The 19,185-nt window shown below is 63.9% G+C and carries 18 protein-coding genes; 12 read left to right on the top strand and 6 right to left on the bottom strand.

Going from position 1 to position 19,185, the window contains the following annotated elements; translation table 11 throughout:
• Positions 1-182: 182 nt before the first annotated feature.
• The 5 genes from FJV83_RS24570 to ugpC are packed head-to-tail and all read left to right on the top strand — an operon-like array spanning position 183 to position 4,929.
• Positions 183-1,067 carry a sugar ABC transporter permease gene (locus tag FJV83_RS24570; RefSeq protein ID WP_095772190.1) on the top strand — a complete coding sequence of 295 codons (885 nt, stop codon included), beginning with the start codon at positions 183-185 and terminating at the stop codon, positions 1,065-1,067.
• The gene (locus FJV83_RS24565) at positions 1,067-1,912 is read left to right on the top strand and encodes a carbohydrate ABC transporter permease (protein WP_095772189.1); all 846 of its coding nucleotides are present in this window, start codon (positions 1,067-1,069) and stop codon (positions 1,910-1,912) included. Before FJV83_RS24570 ends, FJV83_RS24565 begins: the two co-directional genes overlap by 1 nt.
• Positions 1,909-2,931 carry an SIS domain-containing protein gene (locus tag FJV83_RS24560; RefSeq protein WP_095772188.1) on the top strand — a complete coding sequence of 341 codons (1,023 nt, stop codon included), beginning with the start codon at positions 1,909-1,911 and terminating at the stop codon, positions 2,929-2,931. The genes FJV83_RS24565 and FJV83_RS24560 overlap by 4 nt, the downstream gene beginning before the upstream one ends.
• Positions 2,931-3,869, top strand: a complete 939-nt coding sequence (locus FJV83_RS24555) for a PfkB family carbohydrate kinase (protein ID WP_095772187.1) — start codon at positions 2,931-2,933, stop codon at positions 3,867-3,869. The genes FJV83_RS24560 and FJV83_RS24555 overlap by 1 nt, the downstream gene beginning before the upstream one ends.
• Complete coding sequence (ugpC, locus tag FJV83_RS24550) at positions 3,856-4,929, top strand: sn-glycerol-3-phosphate ABC transporter ATP-binding protein UgpC (RefSeq protein ID WP_142885675.1); 1,074 nt, start codon at positions 3,856-3,858, stop codon at positions 4,927-4,929. The genes FJV83_RS24555 and ugpC overlap by 14 nt, the downstream gene beginning before the upstream one ends.
• Before the next feature lie 39 nt (positions 4,930-4,968).
• Here the strand turns inward: ugpC and FJV83_RS24545 are convergent, their stop codons facing one another.
• Positions 4,969-5,538, bottom strand: coding sequence for a TetR/AcrR family transcriptional regulator (locus FJV83_RS24545; RefSeq protein WP_142885676.1), 570 nt, complete (start codon positions 5,536-5,538; stop codon positions 4,969-4,971).
• Positions 5,539-5,683: 145 nt separating this feature from the next.
• Here FJV83_RS24545 and FJV83_RS24540 point away from each other — a divergent pair, with 145 nt between their 5' ends.
• Positions 5,684-7,009, top strand: coding sequence for an efflux RND transporter periplasmic adaptor subunit (locus FJV83_RS24540; protein ID WP_142885677.1), 1,326 nt, complete (start codon positions 5,684-5,686; stop codon positions 7,007-7,009).
• The gene (locus tag FJV83_RS24535) at positions 7,006-10,089 is read left to right on the top strand and encodes an efflux RND transporter permease subunit (RefSeq protein WP_142885678.1); all 3,084 of its coding nucleotides are present in this window, start codon (positions 7,006-7,008) and stop codon (positions 10,087-10,089) included. The genes FJV83_RS24540 and FJV83_RS24535 overlap by 4 nt, the downstream gene beginning before the upstream one ends.
• A gap of 129 nt (positions 10,090-10,218) precedes the next feature.
• On the opposite strand, the gene FJV83_RS24530 is transcribed toward FJV83_RS24535, so the two are convergent.
• Together FJV83_RS24530 and FJV83_RS36530 are read right to left on the bottom strand one after the other, a co-directional pair.
• Complete coding sequence (locus FJV83_RS24530) at positions 10,219-10,674, bottom strand: L,D-transpeptidase (protein ID WP_142885679.1); 456 nt, start codon at positions 10,672-10,674, stop codon at positions 10,219-10,221.
• A 221-nt stretch (positions 10,675-10,895) separates the two neighbouring features.
• Complete coding sequence (locus tag FJV83_RS36530) at positions 10,896-11,207, bottom strand: hypothetical protein (RefSeq protein ID WP_185973360.1); 312 nt, start codon at positions 11,205-11,207, stop codon at positions 10,896-10,898.
• Between the two features lie 197 nt (positions 11,208-11,404).
• On the opposite strand from FJV83_RS36530, the gene FJV83_RS24520 reads away from it, so the two are divergent.
• A complete protein-coding gene (locus FJV83_RS24520) occupies positions 11,405-11,572 on the top strand; it encodes a hypothetical protein (RefSeq protein ID WP_019861555.1) in 168 nt (55 codons plus the stop codon).
• 67 nt (positions 11,573-11,639) lie between these two features.
• Here FJV83_RS24520 and FJV83_RS24515 read toward each other — a convergent pair whose 3' ends face one another.
• Entirely contained in the window at positions 11,640-12,341 is a 702-nt protein-coding gene (locus FJV83_RS24515; protein WP_142885681.1) for a response regulator transcription factor, read from the bottom strand.
• 45 nt (positions 12,342-12,386) lie between these two features.
• Here FJV83_RS24515 and FJV83_RS24510 point away from each other — a divergent pair, with 45 nt between their 5' ends.
• Both FJV83_RS24510 and FJV83_RS24505 read left to right on the top strand, forming a co-directional pair.
• Positions 12,387-13,160, top strand: a complete 774-nt coding sequence (locus tag FJV83_RS24510) for a response regulator transcription factor (RefSeq protein ID WP_171880411.1) — start codon at positions 12,387-12,389, stop codon at positions 13,158-13,160.
• 90 nt (positions 13,161-13,250) lie between these two features.
• Complete coding sequence (locus tag FJV83_RS24505) at positions 13,251-15,338, top strand: PAS domain S-box protein (RefSeq protein WP_179295882.1); 2,088 nt, start codon at positions 13,251-13,253, stop codon at positions 15,336-15,338.
• Positions 15,339-15,580: 242 nt separating this feature from the next.
• Here FJV83_RS24505 and FJV83_RS24500 read toward each other — a convergent pair whose 3' ends face one another.
• Entirely contained in the window at positions 15,581-15,991 is a 411-nt protein-coding gene (locus tag FJV83_RS24500; RefSeq protein ID WP_142876555.1) for a hypothetical protein, read from the bottom strand.
• Between FJV83_RS24500 and FJV83_RS24495 the strand changes: the two genes are divergently transcribed.
• A complete protein-coding gene (locus FJV83_RS24495) occupies positions 15,966-16,424 on the top strand; it encodes a hypothetical protein (protein ID WP_142885682.1) in 459 nt (152 codons plus the stop codon). The two genes, FJV83_RS24500 and FJV83_RS24495, sit on opposite strands and share 26 nt — an antisense overlap.
• Positions 16,425-16,451: 27 nt before the next feature.
• Positions 16,452-17,654 carry an aromatic ring-hydroxylating dioxygenase subunit alpha gene (locus FJV83_RS24490; RefSeq protein WP_095772181.1) on the top strand — a complete coding sequence of 401 codons (1,203 nt, stop codon included), beginning with the start codon at positions 16,452-16,454 and terminating at the stop codon, positions 17,652-17,654.
• 37 nt (positions 17,655-17,691) lie between these two features.
• On the opposite strand, the gene FJV83_RS24485 is transcribed toward FJV83_RS24490, so the two are convergent.
• Positions 17,692-19,110 carry an aminotransferase gene (locus tag FJV83_RS24485; RefSeq protein WP_142885683.1) on the bottom strand — a complete coding sequence of 473 codons (1,419 nt, stop codon included), beginning with the start codon at positions 19,108-19,110 and terminating at the stop codon, positions 17,692-17,694.
• Positions 19,111-19,185: the final 75 nt, after the last annotated feature.

Genomic DNA, 19,185 nt, shown 5'->3' with positions numbered 1-19,185 from the left:
ATTGTTCTCCAGTTGCGGGCGGCACTACAGGGCCGCCCGTCCCTTGGACGCGCAAAGGACGCTGTAGCGCTTCTGATCTTGCGCATGATCCTTTCCGGAAGTCGGTTCCGACTTCCGGGGTCATGCGCGAGTGCCGCCCGTGCTATGTCTGAAATCACCATGAATGAAGAGAGGCTGCTCTGATGTCGAGCACCTGGATGACGACCCGTGCCTGGTTGCTGATGCTGCCGCTGCTCGTGGTCATGGTCGCCGTCATCGGCTGGCCGCTGGTCGATACGGTCGGTCTTTCCTTCACCGACGCCAAGCTGGTCGGCACCGGCGGCAATTACGTCGGCTTCGACAATTACGCCAACATGCTGTCGAGCTCGAATTTCTCGCGCACGCTGGTCACCACGACGCTGTTCGCCGTCATTTCGGTGGCCGCCGAAATGGTGATCGGCGTTCTCGCCGCCTTGCTGCTCAATCAGCAGTTCCACGGCCGCGCCGTCCTGCGCGCCTTGATGATCCTGCCCTGGGCATTGCCGACCGTGGTCAACGCCACGCTGTGGCGGCTGATTTACAATCCCGAATATGGCGCGCTGAACGCCGCGCTGACGCAACTCAATCTCATCGACGCCTACCGCTCCTGGCTGGGTGAGCCGGGAACGGCGCTGACGGCGCTGATCGTCGCCGACTGCTGGAAGAACTTTCCGCTGGTGGCGCTGATCGCGCTCGCCGCTTTGCAGGCGGTGCCGCGCGACATCACCGCCGCCTCGCTTGTCGATGGCGCGGGACCGTTCAACCGCTTCCGCTTCGTCATCCTGCCCTATCTCGCCGGCCCGCTGATGGTGGCGCTGGTGCTGCGCACCATCGAGGCCTTCAAGGTCTTCGACATCATCTGGGTGATGACCCGCGGCGGCCCGGCAAACAGCACGCGCACGCTGTCGATCCTCGTTTACCAGGAAGCCTTCTCTTTCCAGCGCGCCGGCTCCGGCGCGTCGCTGGCGCTGATCGTCACCTTGCTCGTCACCGTGCTCGCCGTCGCCTATGCGGCATTGGTGAAGAAGACCGCCGGGAGTGCCGTCTGATGGAACGCAGAAGCTCCGCCTTCACCATGTTCATCTATGCCTGCGCGCTGCTGCTCGCCGCCATCATCCTGGCGCCGATCGCCTGGCTGTTCATCATGAGCATTTCGCCGGCCGCCGATCTCGCCGCCAAGCCGCTGCGCTGGTGGCCGCAGGCTGCCGACTTCTCGCGCTACCAGACGTTGCTGTCGACCGCCGAAAACAGCGCCGGCGCCGCCTTCACCTCGTCGCTGCGCAACAGCCTGGAGATCGCCGGCATGGCGACGCTGGCCGCGCTCGCCTTGGCCATCCCCGCCGGCTGGGCGGTCTCGCGCACGCCGGCGATCGGCTGGTCGCTGTCGATGGTCATCGCCACCTACATGCTGCCGCCAGTGGCGCTCGCCGTGCCGCTCTATATGGGCCTGTCGCATCTCGGCCTGCTCAACAATGTCTTCGGACTGGCGCTGGTCTATTTGACCATATTGGCGCCCTTCACCACCTGGCTGATGAAATCCGGCTTTGACTCCATCCCGCGCGAGATCGAGGCGGCGGCGATGATCGACGGCGCCGGCCTGTTCCAGACGCTACGCATCATCACGCTGCCGCTGGCGGCACCAGTGATGGCGACATCGGCGCTGTTTGCCGTGCTGCTCGCCTGGGACGAATTCTTCTATGCGCTGCTGTTCACCTCCGACCAGCGCGCCAAGACCTTGACTGTCGCCATCGCCGATTTGGCCGGCGGCCGTGTTTCCGACTACGGGCTGATTGCCACCGCCGGCGTGCTGGCCGCTTTGCCGCCGGTGCTGATCGGCCTCGTCATGCAGCGGGCGCTGATCTCGGGCCTGACCAGCGGCGGTGTGAAAGGATGACGATGACTGCAACAAGAATTCGACCGGCCGGACTGGTCGCCATCGACCGCGAAATGGCGCGCCAGCATGCGGATGCGCGTGCTTCGTTCGAGAACAACGCTGCGATGGCGGCTCAGGTCGCAGCCTCGATCGGGAAGACCGGCCGGCTGCTGCTGCTCGGCATGGGCGGCTCGCATGCCGTCGGGCGCGCCGTCGAACCGCTTTATCGCGCGCTCGGCATCGATGCGCTGGCACTGCCGCTCTCGGAACAGCTCGGCCAGCCGGTGCCGCTGGACGACAGGACGGTGCTCGTCACCTCGCAGTCCGGCGAGAGCGCGGAGGTCGTCAGGTGGTTTGCGGAAGCTGGAAGCACTGCTGATATTTTCGGTCTGACGCTCGAGGGCGGCTCCTTTCTCGCCCGCACCGCGCCTTGCCTGGTCGGCGCCGGCGGCACCGAACTGGCCTTCGCCGCCACCCGCAGCCTGACCGTGACCTTCGCCTTGCATCTGGCCATCCTGGCCGCGTTGGGTGAGGACCCAAGTGCCGCTCTTGTCGCACTGGATCAGAAGCAGGACAATGACATCACGCAAGCGCTCGCAGCGCTGGAGGAGGTGACGACCATCGTCACCTCCGGCCGCCGCCTGCAAGGCGTGGCCGAGGCGCTGGCGCTCGGCCTCACCGAACTGTCGCGGCTGCCCTGCTTCTCGCTCGAAGGCGGCCAGTTGCGGCACGGACCGATGGAGATGCTCGGCCCAAAAATCGGCGTCATCCTGTTTCGCGGCAACGATCCGACGGCGGAACTGGTGACGGCGATGGCCCTTTCCGTGGCCGACGCCGGCGCGCCGCTGATCATCTTCGACGCCTCCGGACAATCGCCGGTCGCGGGCGCTGTCACGCTCTCGTTCAAGCCGGCTTCGGGTCTCGCCGCGATCTTCGCCATGCTGCCGGTGGCACAGCGCCTGATGATCGCCTTCGCCGACAGCCGCGTCGACAATGCCGGCACGCCCGTGCGCTCGACCAAGATCACCAGGAGCGAGTGATGCGTCCGCTCGCGGTGATCGGCAATGTCAATGTCGACCTGATTGTCGGCCCGGTCGCGCCATGGCCGAAGGCAGGCACGGAAACCGTCGTCGATCACGACGATCTGCGCGTTGGTGGACAGGCCGGCAACACCGGGCTCGCCTGGCAGGCGCTGGGCATTGATTTCGAGATCGCCGCCAATGTCGGCGACGACCAGTTCGGCCGCTGGCTGCGTGAGGCGTTCGGCGCCCGCGCCGACAAATGGCCGGTGCGCCCGGAGAGCACGACGCTTTCGGTGGGCATGACCCATCCCGACGGCGAAAGGACGTTTTTCACCACGCGTGGCCACCTGCCTCGCTTCAGCCTTGCCGACGTATTTTCGGTGCTCGACGGCAAGCGCCTCACCGGCGGCTATGCGTTGCTGTGCGGCTCCTTCCTCACCGATGATCTGACCCGCGACTACGAAGCGTTCTTCGACTGGGCGAGCGGGCACGACATAGCTGTGGCGCTGGACACCGGCTGGCCGATTGAGGGCTGGACCCCGGCGAACTGCAAGGCGGCCCGCACCTGGCTCGCGCGTTGCGACCTTGCTTTGTTCAACGAGGTGGAGACCGTGACCCTGGCCGGCCTGCCCGATCCGGTCGAGGCCGCGCGGCAAATCCAGTCCAGCATGAAGAAGGGCGCGACCGCCGTCGCCAAGCGCGGCCCCGAAGGGGCGGTCGCCATCGGGCCGGGCGGAGCGCTGGTCACGGCGACCGCGCCGGACGTCAAGGTCATCGACACGATCGGCGCCGGCGATGTTTTCAATGCGGCCTTCCTGGCCGCACTGGCACAGGACCAGACGCTGACCGCCTCGCTTGCAGCCGCGACGCAGGTGGCGTCGCGCGCCATATCAACCTTGCCCCGTAACTACGGCGAACCGGTGCATCCAAGGGAAGCCACGCATGAGCGCGCTTGAAATCCGCAACGTCCGCAAGAATTACGGCAGCGTCGAAACGCTCAAAGGCATCGACATCGCGCTGCAGAGCGGCGAATTCCTGGTGCTGCTCGGCTCGTCGGGTTGCGGAAAGTCAACGCTTCTCAACATCATCGCCGGCCTCGCCGAAGCGACGAGCGGCGACGTGCTGATCGGCGGCCGCTCGATCCTTGGCGTTCACCCCAAGAACCGCGACATCGCCATGGTCTTCCAGTCCTACGCGCTGTATCCGAACCTGACCGTGCGCCGTAATATCGGCTTCGGGCTGGAAATGCGCGGCGTCGCCGCCGACGAGCGCGAAAAGGCGGTGGCCGAGGCGGCAAGACTGCTGCAGATCGAAGCCCTGCTCGACCGCAAGCCGAGCCAGCTTTCCGGCGGCCAGCGCCAGCGCGTCGCCATCGGCAGGGCACTGGTGCGCAAGCCGCAGGTCTTCCTCTTCGACGAGCCTTTGTCCAATCTCGACGCCAAGCTGCGCCTGGAGATGCGCACCGAGCTGAAGCGCCTGCACCAGATGCTGCAGACAACCGTCGTCTACGTCACCCACGACCAGATCGAGGCAATGACGCTGGCGAGCCGCATCGCGGTGATGCGCGACGGCAGGATCGAGCAACTCGGCACGCCCGAGGAGATCTACAACGAGCCGGCAACGCTCTATGTCGCCGGCTTTGTCGGCGCGCCGTCGATGAATATGCTGCAGGCGACGGTTCAAGGGACCATGCTGGCCATCGATGGCGCCAAGGCGAGCCTGCCCTTGCCCGCCCATTTCCGCGACACGGTGTTGGACGGAGCGCGGGTTGTGGTCGGCATCAGGCCCGAAGCATTGCGGGTCGCCGCGGATGCGACCGCGCCGTCACTGCCGGTGGAAATAGAAGTCGTCGAGTTGACCGGTCCCGAACTGGTCACCACCGCACGGATCGGCACACAGCGGCTGACGGCCTGCCTGCCACCGGCGTCCCGCGTCGCGAAAGGTCAGGCGGCAAGCTTCGCCTTCAGCGAGAACGCGCTGCGGCTCTTCGACCCTGACACCGGCAAGGCCTTTTGAGTCTGCCCCGGAAACCCGGTGCCTGCCGGCGGAAAGCCGTCAAGATTGCGTCCCGGAAGCTTGGTGGGCATCGGGCGAACTGGCGATCTCCAGCAGCGACGCCACCAGCAGTTCCCGTTCGTCCTTCGACAGCACATCGGAATCGAAAAGGTTCATGCTGCGCAGCCCCTCGATGGCGAGGTAACAGACCAGCAGCGATTTGAGGTCTGATGTTTCGCCCTTCAGCCGTTCGAAAAGCTGCCGCTTGAATGTCTTTATCGGCGTCATGAAATCGGGATCCTCGGCGATCGCCGAAAAGATCCATGAGGCCGAGGGTCGCTTTTCCTCGCAATCATCGGCCGACAGCCTGATGTAGACGGCGAGCGGTTTTTTGCCATCGTCGTTGCTGTTGGCGGTCTCCAGCGCCTGCTCGAAATCACGCAGATAGCCTTCGACCAGCCCCTGCATCAATTTGGCCTTGGTCGGGAAATTGTAGAGCAACCCACCCTTCGACACGCCGGCGCGGCTGGCGACGGCATCCAGCGACAGGCTGCCGGGCCCGGATTCCCGGGCAACATCAGCCGCCGCCGCGAGTATCTTCTCGCGCGAGTTCCGTCGTTGGGCTCTCATGGCGCCTCCCTTCGCAAGCTTAGGCCCAATTGACAAGACCGTCCAGACGGTACAGTAAAGCCGCCACCATTTGAAATCGGGACCCGCAGTCGATATGTGTCCCGGTGTCCGCGCTTCGCGCCGGATTTCGACTGAGGGGACTTCCTTGTTCAAGCGCATACTCCGTTTCTTCGTCATCATTCTCGTTCTGGCCGTTCTGGTCGTTGTGGTCGGCGGCATCGTCGGGTTCAACTTCCTGCGCGACAACGGCATCAAGCAGTTTTTCGCCACGATGAAGCCGCCGGCGGCGACCGTTTCAACGACCATCGCCAAGCCGTCGAGCTGGACGCCGGGCGTCGAGGCGATCGGTACGGTGCGAGCCGTGCGTGGCGTCGACCTGACGGTCGAGACCACCGGCATCGTCAAGGACATCCTTTTCCATGCCAACCAGAAAGTGGCGGCCAATGCGGTGCTGCTGCAGCTCGACGATGCCGTCGAGCGCGCTGATCTCGACGCACAGAAGGCGCAGGCCGCGCTCGATCAGACATCGCTGGCCCGCGCGATCGAACTGACCAGACGTGGCGTCGGTTCCGATTCGACGCTTGACACCGCACGTGCGGCGGCCTCGGCCTCGGCGTCCCAGGTCACCAAGCTGCAGGCCGTGCTCGACCAGAAGCAGCTGACGGCGCCTTTCGGCGGCACGGTCGGTATTCCGAAGATCGATGTCGGGCAGTATATGGCGCCCGGCACCGCCGTGGTGACACTGCAGGATCTTGACACGATGCGGGTCGATTTCTCGATCCCCGAACAGCAGCTGCCGCTGCTCAAGATCGGCCAGACGGTTCGGCTGGGCTTGAGCGGCGCGGACATGCCGTTTGCCGGCGAGATCCGGGGCATCGACCCCAAGATCGACCCGTCCAGCCGGCTGGTGAACATCCGGGCGGAAGTCGCCAATCCCGACGGCAAGCTGACCCCTGGCCAGTTCGTCCAGGTGCGTGTCGAACTGCCCGAGGAGCAGAACGTGCTGACGCTGCCGCAGACGGCGCTGACCACCAGCCTTTATGGCGACTACATCTTCGTGGTGCAGCCGGCCAAGCCCGCCGGCACGGCCCCGGCGCAGCCCGCCAAGCCGGAAGAAAAGCCAGCCGCGGCGGCTACCGACAAGCCGGCGGATGCCAAGCCAGCCGATGCCATGAAGCCTGCCGCCGATGCAGCAAAGCCGGCGGACAAGGCCGCTTCCGATGCCACCAAACCGGCTGCCGACCCGGCCAAGCCGGCGGCGGAGGGCGACAAGCCCGCGCTGGTGCTGTCGCAGGTCTTCGTCAAGCCCGGCCGCCGCAATCAGGGCATGGTCGAGATCGTCGAAGGGCTGAAGGCCGGCGACGAGGTCGTCACCGCAGGTCAGAACCGCCTCTTCAACGGCATGTCCGTCAATGTCGACAACACCATCGACCCGACCAAATCGGCGAACAAGCAGGCCGACCAGCAATGAGCTTTTCCGATCTCTTCATTCGCCGGCCCGTCCTGTCGACGGTCCTTGCCTGCATGATCCTGCTCCTGGGTTTCCAGGGCATCTTCAACCTGTCGATCCGCCAGTATCCGAAGGTTGACGAAACCGCGATCACGATCACGACGGCCTATCCGGGCGCCAGCGCCGACCTGATCCAGGGCTTCATTTCCGCCCCGATCGCGCGCGCCGTCGCCTCGACCGAGAACATCGACTACGTCACTTCGTCCAGCCGTCCGTCCTCCAGCACCGTGACGGTGCAGATGAAGCTCGGCTCCAACCCCGACGTGGCGCTGACCGAAGTGCTGTCCAAGGTCCAGGGCGTGCGCGGCACCTTGCCGGATGCATCCAAGGACCCTGTCATCGTCAAGGGCACCGGCCAGCAGTTCGCGATGATGTACATCTCGATGCAGAATCCGAACATGACGAAGGAGCAGCTGACGGAGTATATCGAGCGCGTCATCCGGCCCCGCATGTCGACGGTCGAAGGCGTCGCCGACGTCCAGATCTTCGGCGCCCAGCAATACTCGATGCGCGTCTGGATCGACCCCGTCCGGCTTGCCGCACGCGGTGTGACGGCGGCGGAAGTGCTGACGGCGATCAACAATTCCAACTTCCTGTCGGCGCCCGGCAACACCCAGAACGAATATGTCGTCTCGTCGATCACCGTGCGCTCGACGCTGCAGACGCCGGAAGCCTTCGCCGAACTTCCCTTGCGCTCGACCAACGGCAATGTGGTGCGGCTGCGCGACGTCGCCCGCGTCGAACTCGGCGCGGAAAATACCGACACCAGGGTCTCCTTCAACGGCAAGCCCGGCACCTTCCTCGCCATCTTCCCGACCCCCGCGGCCAACCCGCTGACCACCGCGGCAGCGCTCACCAAGCTCGTGCCGCAGATCCAGGAAACGCTGCCGAAAGGCATGACCATCGAGGTCGTCTACGACGCGACCGGGCAGATCAGCGCCTCGATCGAGGAGGTGTTCAAGACCATCGGCGAGGCTGTTGCCATCGTCGTCCTGGTCATCCTTCTGTTCCTCGGCTCGTTCCGTTCGGTGATGATGCCGATCATCACCATTCCGTTGTCGCTGATCGGCGTCTGCTTCCTGTTGTTTGCGGTGGGCTATTCGATCAACCTTCTGTCGCTGCTGGCCATGGTGCTGGCGATCGGTCTTGTGGTCGATGACGCCATCGTGGTGGTGGAGAACATCCACCGCCACATGGAAGAGGACCACATGACGCCGATGCAGGCCGCGTTCAGCGGCATGCGCGAGATCGCCTCGGCCATCGTCGCCATGACCATGACGCTGGCCGCCGTGTTCGCGCCGCTGGCCTTCACCGGCGGCCTGACCGGCGCGCTGTTCCGCGAATTTGCGGTGACGCTCGCCGGCTCGGTGGTGCTGTCGGGCGTGATCGCCGTGACCATCACTCCGATGATGTCGGCGCGCCTCCTGAAGGCCGGCACACCAGGCCGTTTCCAGCGCATTGTCGACGGCATTTTCGCGCGGGTCGAGCACGTCTATGAGCGTGCCGTCACCGGTTCGCTGAACTATCGTCCTTTGACGCTGATCATCGTGCTCGCGCTCGTCGGCGTGACCGGCTTCATGTTCACCAAGACCTCGAGCGAGCTGGCGCCGGAAGAGGACCAGGGCTTCCTGCTCTCGCTCGTGACCGGACCGACCTATGCGACATCGGATTACACCGAAACCTATGTGAACCAGATGCTCGGCCTGGTGAGGGATATTCCGGAAACGCGGGCGCAGTTCTCGGCGGTCGCCTTCGGCGGCACGACAAACAGCGCCTTCGTCGGCTTTGCCTTCAAGGATTGGGCGGAGCGCAAGCGCAATTCGAAGGAACTGCAGGCCGACATCACGGCTCGTATCGCCAAGGTGGCGGGCGTGCAGGCCTTCGTCTTCGCCCCGCCGACGCTGCCGGGCTCCGGTGGCGGCCTGCCGATCGCCCTGGTCGTGCGCTCGACCGGCGATACCGCGGAAGTGTACAAGGCCGCCGAGCAGATCAAGAACAAGGCACAGGCCTCCGGCCGTTTCATCGTCGTGCAGAACTCGATGTCCTACGATTCGCCGCAGGTGACGGTCACCATCGACCGCGACCGAGCCGCCGCGCTGAACTTGCCGATCGCCGATATCGGCCGGACGTTGACGCTGCTGGTCGGCGGCGCCGAAGTGGCGCAGTTCGACCGCGACTCCAACAGCTATGACATCATCCCCCAGGTGCCGCAGCAATTCCGCGACAACCCCGAAAAGCTCGGCGAGTATTTCGTGCGCAGCGTGACGGGCGAGATGGTGCCGCTGTCGGCCGTGGTGAAGATTTCGAACAATGCCTCGCCGGCGGCGATCGAACAGTTCAACCAGCTGAATTCGTCGACCATCTCGGCACTGCCGCTGCCCGGCGTCACCACGGGCGACGGGTTGAAGGTCCTCGAGGATATTGCCAGGGATAGCCTGCCCGACACCTTCTTCATCGACTATTCCGGCCAGTCCCGGCAGGAGAAGGAACAGGGCAACACCATCTTGATCGCTTTCGCAGCGGCTGTCATCGTCATTTATCTGGTGCTGGCGGCACAGTTTGAAAGCTTCCGCGACCCGCTGATCATCATGATGGCGGTGCCGCTGTCGATCTTCGGCGCGATCGTGCCGCTCAATCTCGGCCTTGGCACGCTCAACATCTACACGCAGGTGGGTCTGATCACGCTGATCGGCCTGATCACCAAGCACGGCATCCTGCTGGTCGAATTCGCCAACCAGCAGCGCGAGGCGCATGGCCTGCGGCGGCGCGACGCCATCATCGCCTCGGCCAAGGTGCGCCTGCGGCCGATCCTGATGACGACGGCGGCTATGGCGCTAGGCGTCGTACCGCTGATCACGTCGAGCGGCGCCGGTGCTGCTGCTCGTTATTCGATGGGCCTGGTCATCTTCACAGGCATCCTGGTCGGCACCATGTTCACGCTCTTCGTCGTGCCCATGTTCTACACCTTCATCGCCAGCAAGGATCTGCCGCATCTTGCGGAAAAGCCGGATCCGAGGCTGATGCCGGCATTGCCGGACTGATGGAAGCCGAAGAACAAAAAAGAGGCCGGAAAAATCCGGCCTCTTTTTTTGGCTGCGCTCGATACCGCCGGAATGTTCCGGCAGGAGTCCTGAACAGGCGCGGCGATCCGTCGGCCTGCTCACAGCCTGCTACTTGACGATGACGATGCTGGTGTTGGCCGGCCCAAAGGTCTCGACCAGCTGATAGAAATCGGCCGCATTGTCCGGATGCAGCCGCACGCAGCCATGCGAAGCCGGCTGGCCGAGGCGCTTGATGGCATAGGTGGCGTGCACCGCGTAACCGCCGCTGAAGAACACCGAGTGCGGCATCGGCGCATTGTCGTACTTCTTCGAGTACCACATCTCATGCATGCGCGTCGGCTTGAACGAACCGGTCGGCGTCACATGCGCCCTGTCACCGGTGGAAACCTTCCAGGCGAAGGTCGGCCTGCCGTCGACCGAAACTTCCATGATCTGCTGCGAAAGCGAGACCCGCGCCACGATCTTGTTGGCGGCATGGGCTGCATTGGCGCCGAACAGAAGTGCTGCACCCGTGAGCGCGGCGGCGGTGATGTTGATGAGCTTGGCGGAAATGGTGGCGTGCATGATGTCCCCTCTCTCTGCCGGTCAGGCCGGCTCCAAATTCGATGAGCGGCTTATCGTTGCGGCATGTTTCGGGGCGATTTCGCGAAATCCTCGTTTGTGTTTCGAATCTGTTTCCTCTGGTTAACAGGCCAAGCGGCCACAGCGACGACGATCGCACCCCGACGATGGCGGCGATGTGCAGCACATAGGTATTCCTCGCAAAACGAAAGTTCGAATTGCCTCTATATGAAAGATCCATAGGCAAACTCGAAACCAACCTGCAACAAAGCGCGGCTTCGGGCGGCATGATCCGGATACGGGCCGAACGCAAGGTTGACGCAACGAAAGCAGACGGCAACGATCATGGGAACGAAAACGAACACGCGGTCCTGGCTCTTCAGGATCAGCATCGCGGCAGCAGTCATAGGTGGTGTCGGCACGGTTGCCGGCAGCCCCGTGGCAAGGCTGGCGGCGATGAGTTCGAGCGAGATCTCTACTGTGCACGTCGCCCTGTTTTCCGCCTCGGTCTGGATTGTTTCCAGCCTGCGCATCATCCGGCTCAAGGCCCTCTGGCGGGTTGGCCTTCGGTTGCTGGCATTGCGCGGCCCCTCCGGCAACTTGCTGCCGAGAGGACCGAAGGCCCGCGCCGCAGCGGGGGGCTCCGTGAGCGGCGCGGGCACTTCGGGAGTTTCCTGAAGCGACCCGCGACATACTCATTTTGAAGAATTGGCATTTCTGGGGAGTTGCAACGATGAAGACGAAATTCGCCGCCTCTGTGCTTTCCGCACTGCTCTATGCGCAGGGCCTGCTTGGCTTTGCCGCCCTGGCCACAGTGCTCCTCAAGGAGCGTGCCCACGCAAACGGACTCGTCGTGAGCAGCGACATGCCATCGGGTCCGTCGCTGCTGGTGGTGCGCTGAACCGCGGGAGCATCGGCAGGAGGAAAATCCGATGCTCAGCCAGCAAGATAGCCCGGATACGCCGCCGTCAGTCGGTGAACTGCTGCGGCGGATCGAACCGGTAGCCCGCGCCACGTATGGTGGTAATGGTCTCTGTGTCGAGCTTGCGGCGCAGCCGCACGATGCGCGAATCGATCGAACGATCGAACGCGTCGGCGTTCTCGGCCGGTGCCGCGGCGATGATGTCGTCACGCGTCAGCACCTTGCGGGGGCTCGCCAGGAACAGCCTGAGCAGCGCCACCTGGCCGGGCGAAAGCTGTTCCTCCGTACCGGACCGGTGCATGACGATGGCGGATCTCAAATCGACGGTCGCGTTCTCCAGCACGATCAGTTCCTGCGTGCCCCTGCCACGACGCGACAGCAGGCCGCCGACCCTGGCGGCAAGCTCCCTGACATTGAGCGGGCTTTCGACGACGTCGGCCGCACCCAGTTCGAGCGCCAGCACCTTGTCGACGAGATCGGCCGGCCGGCAGATCAGAATGAAATCGGGCCCGTCCCGGCCGCCCTCGCCTTGGCCGCCATGACGCCTGAGCAGATCCCGCCCTTCCGCCTGGCTGAGACTGTCACCGACGACAACGACATCGATGCCTCCGCCCGCCAGCAGCGATTCCGCCTCCCAGGGCTGTCGCGCCTGGCGCACATCATGGCCACGTCGCTCGAGATGGTCGGCAAGTTCGGTCGCGACCACGTCGGCGACGGAAACAAGCGCAATGACGGCCCGTGCAGCCATGTTTTCCAACCGTTCCCTTGCAACCGGATATGAGTGCTGGACATGATGTTTATACCCAATCTACTTTCCACTGAAAGTGGGAGCGAGAGCATCGTGCGGGCAAGAATAGTGATCGTCGAGGACGAGCCCGACCTGAGGGACGCGGTTGCCGAGTATCTCGGCGCCGCCGGCTATGATGTGGCGACCGCTGAAACCGCCGCCGCCGCGCGCAGCCTGATCGAGACCCAAGCCTTTCATCTGGCCATTCTCGACATCGCCATGCCCGGCGAGGACGGGCTGTCGTTGGGCCGCTGGCTGCGCTCGAGAATGCCGATCGGCATCATCTACGCGACCGCCGCCGGCACGGCGCTCGACCGCATCGTCGGGCTGGAGCTCGGCGCCGACGACTATATCGTCAAGCCATACGAACTGCGCGAAGTGCTGGCGAGGGTGCGCAGCGTGCTGCGCCGCGTTCCACAGCCAACGGAGCTGCTCGACAGGAAGACCAGGACGGACCGCCGTTCCGTCGCCTTCGGCCCGTTCCAGGCCGATCTTGACGGCAGGCTGGTCACCGGCGCCAACGGTACCGTGATCGACATGGCCAAGAGCGAATTCGATGTGCTGGAGGTTTTCCTGACCCGCGCCAACCGGTTGCTGACCCGCGCCGCGATCTCGGAGGCGATCGGCTTCACCGAGGATCCGGAATCATCGCGCGCCGTCGACATCCGCATCATGCGCCTGCGCAAGAAGATCGAGGCGGATCCGGCCAACCCGAAATTCCTGCGCACGGTGCGCGGCGAAGGCTATATCTTCTCGCTGCCGACCGGCGACAGCAACTAAGCGCCAGGCCCACAGGGTCTCGGGTTCACAGCCGTTGCTCGCCGATCGAATGGCCGACCGGATTGGCATACTTTGGAATAACGGCTGAAAATGACGGGCGAAGCAACAAGCAGGGATATGCAGGGTTTCAGGCAAGGTGCTGCGATGGCGGCCGTGCGCGTCGTTCGCCGGCTGCGCGAGGCCGGCGACTGGCAGCGCGAGATGGACGGCATACTGGAAACCCTTTGCCGGGCCATCGAATGCCAGCGTGGCATCCTGTTCCGCTTGCGCGAACTGCCGGGTCAGGGTTTTGCCCAGTCGGTTGCCGCCTACTGGATCGACCCCGACTTTGGCGGCGAACTGGCCTCGCCGACCGTGATCATGCAGTCGATCGTCAATTCGGACCCTCTGCTGGAGCGCGTCGCCGAGGACGAACGGCAGGGCAAGATCTTTGCCGGGCACACGCGCAATCTCGAAGGATTCCTGAGAACCGATTTCGAAAAGCAGAACATCAAGTCGTTCCTGTCGGTGTCGGTCTTCGCCCATGGCCATCTGTGGGGCACGCTCGCCGTCAATGACTGCGTCGACGAGCGCGAGTGGACCGACGAGGAGGAGGCGACGCTGCACATCATCGCGCTCGCCATCGGCGACGCCATCGAGCACTCGCCCTCCGACGCCCATGCCAGCGAAGTGATCCGCCGCACCATGCTGCAGGCTTCGCTCGACGCCATCATCGTCATCGACGAGGCTGGATCGATCATCGAATTCAATCCTGCCGCCGAAAAGATGTTCGGCTTCCAGCGCAGCGACATCCTCGGCAAGGATCTGCTCGACACCGTCGTGCCGGAATACTACCGCAAGGGCTATTCCTCGGGCGCCGACTACATGTCGGGCCGCGGCGCGCCGATGGTCGGCCAGCGGCTCGAGACCGTGACGCAGAATGCCGCCGGCGAGGTGTTTCCGATCGAGCTGACGGCGACCGAGATGCGGGTCGCCGACCGCCGCCTGATCTTCGGCTCGATCCGCGACCTGCGCGACAGGCTGCGTGCCGAGGAAGAGATCAACCGGCAGCGCGAGAAGCTGCACCAGAACGAGAAGATGGCGGCGATGGGCTCGCTGCTGGCCGGCGTTTCGCACGAACTCAACAATCCGTTGGCGGTGGTGGTCGCGCAATCGACGCTGTTGCACGAATTCGCCTCCGACCCGCAGACCAAGGTCCGCGCCGAGAAGGTGCGCGCCGCGGCCGAGCGCTGCGGCCGCATCGTCAAGAGCTTCCTGTCGATGGTCCGGCTTCACCCGGCGGCACAGGCCGAGACCGATCTCAACCAGGTGATCCGCGCTGCCCTCGAGGTGACCGCCTATGGCGCACGCTCGAGCGGCATCATCATCGACACCGATTTCGCGCCGGGTCCGCTGCTGGCCATGGCGGACGCCGACCACGTGACGCAGGTGGCGGCCAATTTCCTCATCAACAGCCAGCACGCCCTGGCCGGCATTGCCGGCGACCGGCTGATCAAGGTACGGACCTTCCGCGGCGATCGCGGCAATCCCGGCTTCTCGGTCGAGGACAACGGGCCCGGCATTCCCGAAGCGATCCGCAACCGCATCTTCGAATCCTACTTCACCACCAAGCCGGTCGGAGTGGGCACCGGCATCGGCCTGTCGATCTCGAAATCGATCATCGAGCGGCACAATGGCAATGTCTGGTTCGAGGAAGTGCAGCCCCGAGGCGCGCGTTTCGTTGTCCAGTTGCCAGCCATTTCGGCGGGCATCGCTGCTGCCGGCGAGAGCCAGCCACGCTCGAGCGGCCTGCGCCATGCCTTGATCATCGACGACGAGCCTGATGTCGCGGGCTCCTTGTCCGACATTCTCGAATTGATGGGCATCAAGTCGCGCATCGCGCCGGTCTGGGAATCGGGCACCGCCACCTTGAGCGGCCATATGCCGCCTGACATCGTCTTTTCGGACCTGCGCATGCCCGGCACATCGGGCATGGCCATCTACCGCGAGCTGCTTGCCGAGCGGCCCGAACTGGCACGGCGTTTCGTGCTGGTCACCGGCGATCTGATCGGCGCCAAGGCGGAAATAGAAGCCTTGCCGGCGCAGCAGCGGCCGCAGATCCTGGAAAAGCCGTTCAGCACGCTGGATGTGCGCAGCGTGCTTTCAACCATTGCCGAGCAGACCGTGTTGAAGGGCTAGAGCGGTTCACCGTTTCATGGAAATGGCGAACCGGCTCTAACCCTTTGTTCTGACGCAATTCCAAAGGGAAAGCGCTACGCGCTTTTCCCGGGAAAACCGCTCGCGCTTTTGCTGGAATTGCTAAAAAAGAAGCTCCCGGCCGACTGTGCGGCGGGAGCTGAATGGAGCGCTGGAGGAGCGCTCGGGGAGGTCAGAGCAGGACCCCGAAAGGGAACGGTTCCGGGATCACGCTTCGACGGAAATCAGAAAATGTTTGGCGTGGTGGTCAGCGGCGCGGCATTGGCGATCATCCGGATCGCGCGGGCCTTGTGCGTCCCGGACTGTTGGGCGATGGCGCGCAGGCAATCGACGCTCTCGGCGCCCCATGCCTGCCCCTTGCAGGCAAAGTCGAGCGCCGGCATCGGCAGCCGAGCAGTCTTGACTGTCGTCGGCGCCCCGTCGACCACATTGGCCGGCGGATTTAGCGAGGCGAAGGCCGGCCCGACTGTCGGCGTGAGCGCCATGCCGATGATGGCGCAAGCAGCCAGCCCCATGAACATGGCCATGGGGTGGTCGCTGGCGCGTTGGCGCAGCGCCAGTTTCGGACGGCGGTCAGCGCGCTCTGGAGCCTGGAGGCGGTGTTCGCTGGTGACGATCTCGACTTTCGCATGCATTGCCTTCCCCTTCGCTGCGTTTCTTTTTGATGATGAAACGAACTTAATCGCACTTTGTAACAGCACAAAATTGGTGTGGCTCTGGCAATGTAACGGAATTGAAACAGCGGTATCGGGCAAAACCGGGCAGAATCGGTCATTCCGGCTCACACTTCGCCGAGGCAAGGTAATCCCAGGTCGCCTTCAGCCAGGCAGCGCCACCCCAACGCCTGCCGGACGGCAGATCGACCGCGGCGCAGCGAGCGCTTTTTGCAACCGGCAAGGCGTCTTGTTCGTCTGCTTCCGCGCTTGTGAAACGACGTGGCAACGGCATTTCGGAACCGGGGCTAACATCCGGATTCTCCGCGATTTTCCCGGGCAGTCGCCGCGTCGAAATCATTCGAATTTTCGCAAACCATTGCATTTCAATGCAAAATATGATTTTATTGAATGATTATTCAACAAAAAGAAGAGACGTTTTATGAACCCGCACCTCCGTGACGTGGCGATCCCCAACGATTGGGACCGGCGGGGACTGCCGGGCTGGAGCTACCATTCCGATGCCCTTCTCGAACTCGAGAAGGAGCAAGTCTTCCGCAACCATTGGCAGATCGTCGGCCATGTCAGCGACATCCCGAACGCCGGCGACTATCTGACCATGGATGTGGTCGGCGAACGCGCCTTGATCGTGCGCGGCAAGGACGGCGTCGTGCGCGGCTTCAACAATATGTGCCGCCACCGCGGCAGCCGTGTCGTCGCCGACAGCCAGGGCAATTGCAAGAACGCGCTGGTGTGCCCGTTCCATGGCTGGGTCTACAATCTCGACGGCACGCTGCGCGGCGCCGCGCGCCCGCGCTCCTTCCCCGATCTCGACAAGACCGAGTTCGGCCTGATGCAGCTCGACCTCGAAGTCTGGATGGGTTTTATCTTCATCCGCTTTCGCAATGGCGGACCGCAGCCTTCGGTCGCCGAGCTGATGAAGCCGATCGAGCCCGAATTCGCGCATTACAACGCCGCCGACATGGTGCCGTCCTGGGGCATCTGGACCCAGAAGACGCCGGTCAACTGGAAGTCGGTGCGCGATGTCGACAATGAGGGCTATCACGTCGCCATGGCGCATCCTGCCCTGCAGGATCTTTATGGCGCGACCTATTTCGATGAGCCCTTCATCAATGGCGTATCGCGCTCCTTCGCCACCTACAATCCGCATGCCGGCCGCCGCTGGAGCGTCAAGAACTACGTCAAGATCGCGCCGGAGCCGGCGCATCTGCCGGACTATCTGAAAAAGGCCTGGGTCTATTACGGCATCTTCCCCAACGCGGTCATTTCGGTGATGCCGGAATCCGTGCAGTTCTATCAGGAGTTTCCGCTGTCGACGGGCGAGACCCTGCTGCGCGGCGCCATCTACCGCTACCGCGACGAAAGCCGCGAGCAGGCCGCCGCCCGCTACCTCTCCTTCCGCATCGACCGCGACACCATGTCGGAAGATGTCCAGCTGTCGGTGTGGTCGAACGAATCCATGCTGTCCGAAGCCTTCGAGGGCTTTTATCTCTCCGACCTCGAATATGGCGTGCGCACCCACCACGATCATCTGCGCAAGATGCTGCCGGTGCTGGGCCTGGAAACGGCGCCCGAGGAGAAGGACATGTGGAATTTGAACGACGCGCTGAGGTCGCGGCCGTAGCTTCCTTCTCTCTGTCCTACGGGAGAAGGAAGATACTTTACCCCCGCCACACTCCCTCTTTCCTCAGATCATCCATGGTCCGCGAAATGCCCTCGCGCAGGATGCCGACCATGTCGTCGATCTGCTCGCGCGTGATGATCAGCGGCGGCGACATCACGCACATGTTGATCAGCGGCCGCACCAGCAGGCCGAGCTCATGGCAGTGGGCGTCGATGCGTTTGCCGACATCCTTGTCGAGCTGCAGCGGGTTCTTGCTTTCACGGTCGGCGACGCATTCGACGCAGCCCATCAGCCCGGCGCCGCGCACCTCGCCGACCAGCGGCAGCTCTTCCAGCGTCTTCAGCCGCGCCTGGAAATAGGGCGCGACCGCGCGCGTGTGAGCAAGCACGCCCTCTTCCAGCAGGTCGAGGTTTTTCAACGCCACGGCGCAGCCGATGGGGTGGCTGGTATAGGTCAGGCCATGGCCGAACATCGCGTCGGGATGGTTCGAACGGCGCAACTCCTGCAGCAGCCGTTCCGAGACGATGACGCCGCCGAGCGGGAAATAGCCCGAGGTGACGCCCTTGGCGAAGGTGATCATGTCGGGATCGATGCCGAACACGTCGCCCGAGGCGAAGACATGGCCGAGCCGGCCGAAGCCCGTCACCACCTCGTCGGAGACATAGAGGATGTCGTTGTCGCGGCAGATCTCGCGGATGCGCTTGAGATAGCCGTCGGGCGGGATCACGACGCCCCCCGATGCCTGCACCGGCTCGCCGACGAAAGCACCGATTTTGTCGGCGCCGACACGGGCGACCGTGTCGCGGAACTGGTCGACGAGAAAGTCTGTGAAGGCGGCAAGGCCCATGCCTTGCGGGCGGCGGAACGGATCGGGTGAGGACAGCTTGATCACCAGCTCGTCGGCGCCGTCCATCCAGTCGCGATCGCGCGGGCGGCCGTTGAGCGAGGCCGACAGATAGGTCGAGCCGTGATAGGCGCCGCCGCGCGACAGGATCAGCTTCTTTTCCGGTCGGCCGCGCACATTGTTGTAGAACTGCATGAAGCGCAGCGCCGTCTCCACGCCGGAAGAGCCGCCGGTGGTGTAGAAGACATGGCTGAGATCACCCGGCGCATGGCCGGCGACGCGCATGGCAAGTTCGGCCGACGGCGCGTTCATCGTGTACCAGGGCGTGTTGTAGGACAGCGCCATCGCCTGCTCGTACATCACCCTGGCGAGTTCCTCGCGGCGGTGGCCGACATTGACGCACCACATGCCGGCAGGCCCGTCGATCAGCCGCTTGCCGGTGCTGTCGGTGATGTAGATGCCGTCGCCCTCTCCGATCAGCGCGCGGGCTTCGGCACCGACGGAACCGGCATAAGGCCAGGGCTGGATGAGATGGCGCTTGCCCAGTTCAATGGCATCGTCACCGCCGGACGCCGCCATTTCGGTCGCCTTCAGGTCCCTCACCGCAGCCATTGTCGTCTCCACATCTCTGTCGATTTTTTCTTGAGCATAAAATTCGGTGGCAAAGGCCACAAATGGCGGCTTTCC

Source organism: Mesorhizobium sp. WSM4307, assembly GCF_007003945.1.
Lineage (GTDB): Bacteria > Pseudomonadota > Alphaproteobacteria > Rhizobiales > Rhizobiaceae > Mesorhizobium.
This window is presented reverse-complemented; position numbering and strand designations above follow the sequence as displayed.

Coding starts and splice junctions, on each gene's coding strand:
- FJV83_RS24570 (WP_095772190.1), top strand. CDS start 183: ATGTCGAGCACCTGGATGACGACCCGTGCCTGGTTGCTGATGCTGCCG.
- FJV83_RS24565 (WP_095772189.1), top strand. CDS start 1,067: ATGGAACGCAGAAGCTCCGCCTTCACCATGTTCATCTATGCCTGCGCG.
- FJV83_RS24560 (WP_095772188.1), top strand. CDS start 1,909: ATGACGATGACTGCAACAAGAATTCGACCGGCCGGACTGGTCGCCATC.
- FJV83_RS24555 (WP_095772187.1), top strand. CDS start 2,931: ATGCGTCCGCTCGCGGTGATCGGCAATGTCAATGTCGACCTGATTGTC.
- ugpC (WP_142885675.1), top strand. CDS start 3,856: ATGAGCGCGCTTGAAATCCGCAACGTCCGCAAGAATTACGGCAGCGTC.
- FJV83_RS24545 (WP_142885676.1), bottom strand. CDS start 5,538: ATGAGAGCCCAACGACGGAACTCGCGCGAGAAGATACTCGCGGCGGCG.
- FJV83_RS24535 (WP_142885678.1), top strand. CDS start 7,006: ATGAGCTTTTCCGATCTCTTCATTCGCCGGCCCGTCCTGTCGACGGTC.
- FJV83_RS24530 (WP_142885679.1), bottom strand. CDS start 10,674: ATGCACGCCACCATTTCCGCCAAGCTCATCAACATCACCGCCGCCGCG.
- FJV83_RS36530 (WP_185973360.1), bottom strand. CDS start 11,207: ATGATGCGCAGGCTGGAAACAATCCAGACCGAGGCGGAAAACAGGGCG.
- FJV83_RS24520 (WP_019861555.1), top strand. CDS start 11,405: ATGAAGACGAAATTCGCCGCCTCTGTGCTTTCCGCACTGCTCTATGCG.
- FJV83_RS24515 (WP_142885681.1), bottom strand. CDS start 12,341: ATGGCTGCACGGGCCGTCATTGCGCTTGTTTCCGTCGCCGACGTGGTC.
- FJV83_RS24510 (WP_171880411.1), top strand. CDS start 12,387: ATGTTTATACCCAATCTACTTTCCACTGAAAGTGGGAGCGAGAGCATC.
- FJV83_RS24505 (WP_179295882.1), top strand. CDS start 13,251: ATGACGGGCGAAGCAACAAGCAGGGATATGCAGGGTTTCAGGCAAGGT.
- FJV83_RS24500 (WP_142876555.1), bottom strand. CDS start 15,991: ATGCATGCGAAAGTCGAGATCGTCACCAGCGAACACCGCCTCCAGGCT.
- FJV83_RS24490 (WP_095772181.1), top strand. CDS start 16,452: ATGAACCCGCACCTCCGTGACGTGGCGATCCCCAACGATTGGGACCGG.
- FJV83_RS24485 (WP_142885683.1), bottom strand. CDS start 19,110: ATGGCTGCGGTGAGGGACCTGAAGGCGACCGAAATGGCGGCGTCCGGC.